This window comes from Oleiphilus sp. HI0117, from assembly GCF_001635235.1.
Genome location: NZ_LWGA01000693.1, coordinates 1 through 4,565, shown reverse-complemented (window position 1 = coordinate 4,565; position 4,565 = coordinate 1). Strand labels below are relative to the sequence as shown.

Genomic DNA, 4,565 nt, shown 5'->3' with positions numbered 1-4,565 from the left:
TCATACGCTGTTGAGTCAGGGCATACACTTTTCGACTGTTGCTGATGCTAGAGGAGTGGATAGAGAGCAATTAGAGCACTGGCTTAATCAATCCGGTTACTTTGATCTGGACGCCCGATTAGCCCGATATAGTGTGATCAATAATCTGCCATTCATCCTAATGGGCCCTGAACTGGCAAGTGCTGTTTCTTCGGAAATCAGGGAATCAGATCGCTATGCTAAAGATACTTATTCCGAACCCTATTGGGTTGATAGGCTTAATTTTTATGAGCTAACACTTTCACAAAACCGAGAGAACCTTCCATATGGGGACGGCTTGGGGACTGAATACGCACTTTTTAAGGACTTGCAAACTGGAGATATAGCTAAAAACTACCTCTTCGCAGATAAGGTAAATACATATACTTTCGGGACAGAAGACAATGATACTTCTGGATTAGAGGGCGGAGAGTATCATGATCACCTATATGGAAATGGCGGTGATGACATTTTATTTGGCAGAGAGGGCGAAGATGTTCTAGATGGCGGAAAAGGAAACGACCACCTTCACGGCGGCACTGGAAACGATTTCTTAGTCGGCGGAGCAGACAACGATACCTACCACTTCACACAAGGTCACGGCTACGACAGGATTGAAGATACTGAAGGAATAAACACCCTCATAATTGGTGGTCGAACCATCACTGCTCTAGAAAAAGTTTCTGGTACAGAAGACTCATATAAAAACGCATTAGATGAAAACGATCCCTATCGCTATCAACTCACTGTGTCAGGCTTTAGAGCCGTAGGCGCTAATGGGGATATTGTCGACGTCATCGCTCAATCAGACTTTTCCCGCTTCGGTATTAATGTTGAAAACAACGAACCTGAACCAAGCCCCGCAGGTGGAGACATCGTCGTCGGTTCAGGCCATAACTACGATGGTGTTAACAACTGGGCTCCCAGTAGAGGTGGAACGGCTACTATTGAAGATAATATTTTCTATGATGCCAGCTTATATGATGCTGACTTATATAACGATGGATACGCCGGCAATGACTGGGAGTTCTGGGGCAGTCATGGCAATGATTATCTAAAAGGCGGTGTAGAAGATGACGTACTGAAAGGTAATCTAGGTGATGATGACCTGCTCGGTGGCGAAGGTAACGACGAGCTATTCGGTCATGCTGGTAAAGATAACCTTGTTGGCGGAACGGGTAATGATACCTTGGTTGGCGGCAGTGGGTCCGATACCTTGTCGGGTGGAGAAGGTATCGACTTCATCTTTGGCAATGGCCCTTACATAAATATTGATGCTGAAACGGGCGAAGTGCTCAATGAAGCCGGAACTGATGTCGGTGATGTAGATATCGTCGACGGGGGGGCCGGAAATGACCGAATCTCTTCAGGCAAGTACACCGACATACTATCGGGTGGTGCGGGCGAGGACCAAATATATGGTGGCGAAGGTAATGACGTTATTGATGGTGGTGCCGACAATGATTTTATTATGGGAGACTCCGCCGGTAACCGTGTTCGCTATACTGAGCCTGGTTTAGGTGGTGATATTCGCATCTTTACCATCACAGATCATATTGACCGTCTGGATGAAAGCCTGAGCTATAACGATACCATTGATGGTGGTCAGGGGGACGATATCATCTTGGGTGAAGCGGGTGATGATACGATTGACGGTGGTGATGGAGATGACTACATCGAAGGTGATAAATCCAACGACAATGGCTTTTTCACAGCTGAAGGTCAGTATCTGTCTTATACCAATAAGGAGGGTGTAGAGCGCTTAATTACGGCTGATGATTATGTCGAATTCCAAGAAGAATGGAGCGGTAACGATACCCTAAAAGGCGGTGCTGGCGTCGATACAATATACGGCAATGGTGGAAATGATACGCTTCATGGTGGGAGTGAGACTGACTGGCTTTATGGGGGAACGGGCTCCGACACAATTAATGGTGATGAAGGTAGTGATGTTCTCTATGGCGACGAAGGGAATGACCGTCTTAATGGCGGGGAGCAGCATGACTGGCTTTACGGCGGTGAAGGTGATGATCAATTATATGGCGGCGCAGGTAATGACCAGATCCAGGGTGGAAAAGGTGATGACGTTTTATCTGGAGGCTCGGGTACAGACCGCTTAGACGGAGGCGCGGGTAATGATACCTTTATCGTGAAGCCCGGTGACGGTACGATCTATATTACTGATACCCAAGGCATCAATATCCTAGCTTTTGAGGGTGGTTTGAATGCTGGCGATATTTATACCTATGCGAGACCTTCTTCTCAAGATCCTACAAGCGACAGTTTTATTAAGATAAATTATGGCTCGAATGAAAGTGATGTGATCGCTATGTCGCAGACGACTTTCTCGTACATCCGTGAAGCTCGATTTGCTGATGGTTCAAGTTTATCTCTCATTGTCGACAACTTGTCCAATGGAACTAACCTAGGAACGGATAGTGATGACCATATCACCTCGGACGGCGTAGGCTCGAAGCACTATTATGGGTTCAGTGGTGCCGACACTATTGATGCCGGAGACGGCCAGGATTATGTCTATGGTGGTGATGATAACGACGCAATCAATGGCAATAGTGGGGATGATTATCTGTATGGTGATGTCGGTGATGACGTTATTGCAGGAGGAGAAGGAGACGATGTCATTTTTGGCGGAGCAGGAAATGATACCTACCTGTATAGCCTGGGTGATGGTGCTGACTATATCTCGACCTATGATGAAACTGAAGGTCGACAAGATGTCCTTGTTTTCGATGAGTCGATTGCTGCCCAGACCAGCTATGTGACACGAAGTGGTGATGATCTAAAGCTTGTTCTTGGCAATGATGACAGCATCGTCGTTGAAAGCTTCTTTAAAGAAGATGACCCTAATTACGCCTTAACAGCGATTAACTTTTCCGACGGTACTTCATGGGACAGCGATGAAGTGCGAAGCCGAATTCAGGCTGCAACACCGTATGACGATGTCGTTCAAGCGAGTGCAGAAGGTGAGGTCATTAGCGGGCTTGCGGGCAATGATACGATCACAGGTCAAGAGGGGAATGACCAATTCTTCGGTGATGAAGGTAATGACATATTGTCTGGAAACCAAGGGAGTGATGAGCTAAATGGGGGGGATGGGCAAGACACATTATATGGAAATGATGGTGATGACACCTTAATTGGCGGTAATGGCGATGACTATTTATACGGAGGTGCGGGCCATAATATCTATCACTATGCTTTGGGAGATGGGAATGATCAAATTCGTGCAGAAGGTGCTGAAGCGTCTCATCTACTCATATTTTCCGAGACGGTTGACCCAAGTGAAATAGACCTGGTGAATAGCTACGATGATTTGATCATAACCCTGACTGCCAGCGGAGAAACAATCGAAGTCTTTGGCTTTTTCGATACGGATCCAAGCCAGAGAACAAGTCTCTCGATTCAATTTGATGCAACTTCGTCAACATGGTCAGATTCTGAGCTTCGAACTAAAACATTTGAGGCAACAGCGGGCAACGATACCATTCAGGGGACAGCTGACGCTGATACGCTAAGTGGATTGGCGGGAGATGATAATCTAAATGGCTTGGACGGTGATGACATACTCTTAGGCGGAGAAGGGCGCGACACCTTAAATGGAGGTACCGGCAATGATACTTTAGATGGTGGTGCGGGGGACGATTCCCTAACAGGTGGTTTAGGCAATGATACGTATTTATACGGCATTGGGTCCGGTCATGACATTATCGACTTTGATAGTAATTCAAGCCTTGTCGGGAGTAATACCGTCATGTTTGATGAGTCAATTCAAGCGAATGATCTCGAGTTAGAGCGTGTTAAGGATACCCATAATAGTTATCGTGACCACCTGCTTATTACTGTCAAATCTACAGGTGAAACTCTTACTGTCGCACGTTACTTTTCAAACTCTAGTGACGATACGACCAGTACCGGCCAAGTATCTACTTTCGAGTTTTCTGATGGTTCCGAATGGGCTGAAACAGATATCTATGCTTTGATCATTAATTCTATTACCGAAGGTGACGACTATTTTGTTGCAGGTGATGCTGATGACGAAATTGATGGTTTGGCAGGGAATGACAGCATTGTCGGAGGTCAAGGCAACGACCACCTCAGCGGTGGGCAAGGTGACGACTCGTTGCTAGGTTATTCGGGCGCTGACCAATTGTTTGGTAATTCTGGTAATGATTGGCTCTATGGTGGTGAGGGCAATGATGAATTGAATGGCGGTGCCGGGAATGATTACGTTAATGCCGGCGATGGCGATGATACCGTTAGTATGAATGTGGGTGAAGGCCATGATGAAGTTGTATTCGGTGGAGGCTTAAATACGCTAAACCTTCAGGGTGATATCGATGCAAGTGACATTGAATTCAGAATGAAAGGTCGACACTCACTATTTATTAGCGCTGGCGAGGCTTTGGACTGGTCTGTTGAGGTCAGTTTGCATTTTGATAGAGACTATGGAAATTGGCGCTATCAACTTGATCACTTGCTTGTGAATGACACCGAGGTCGAAATTACCGATACGATAGGCGAGGTCA

Annotated in this window: 1 protein-coding gene; it reads left to right on the top strand. The window is 46.3% G+C overall.

All coding sequences use genetic code 11. The features are described from left to right. Nucleotides 1-4,565: calcium-binding protein (locus A3757_RS27595; RefSeq protein ID WP_304439184.1), on the top strand; the 4,565-nt coding region annotated here is incomplete at both ends.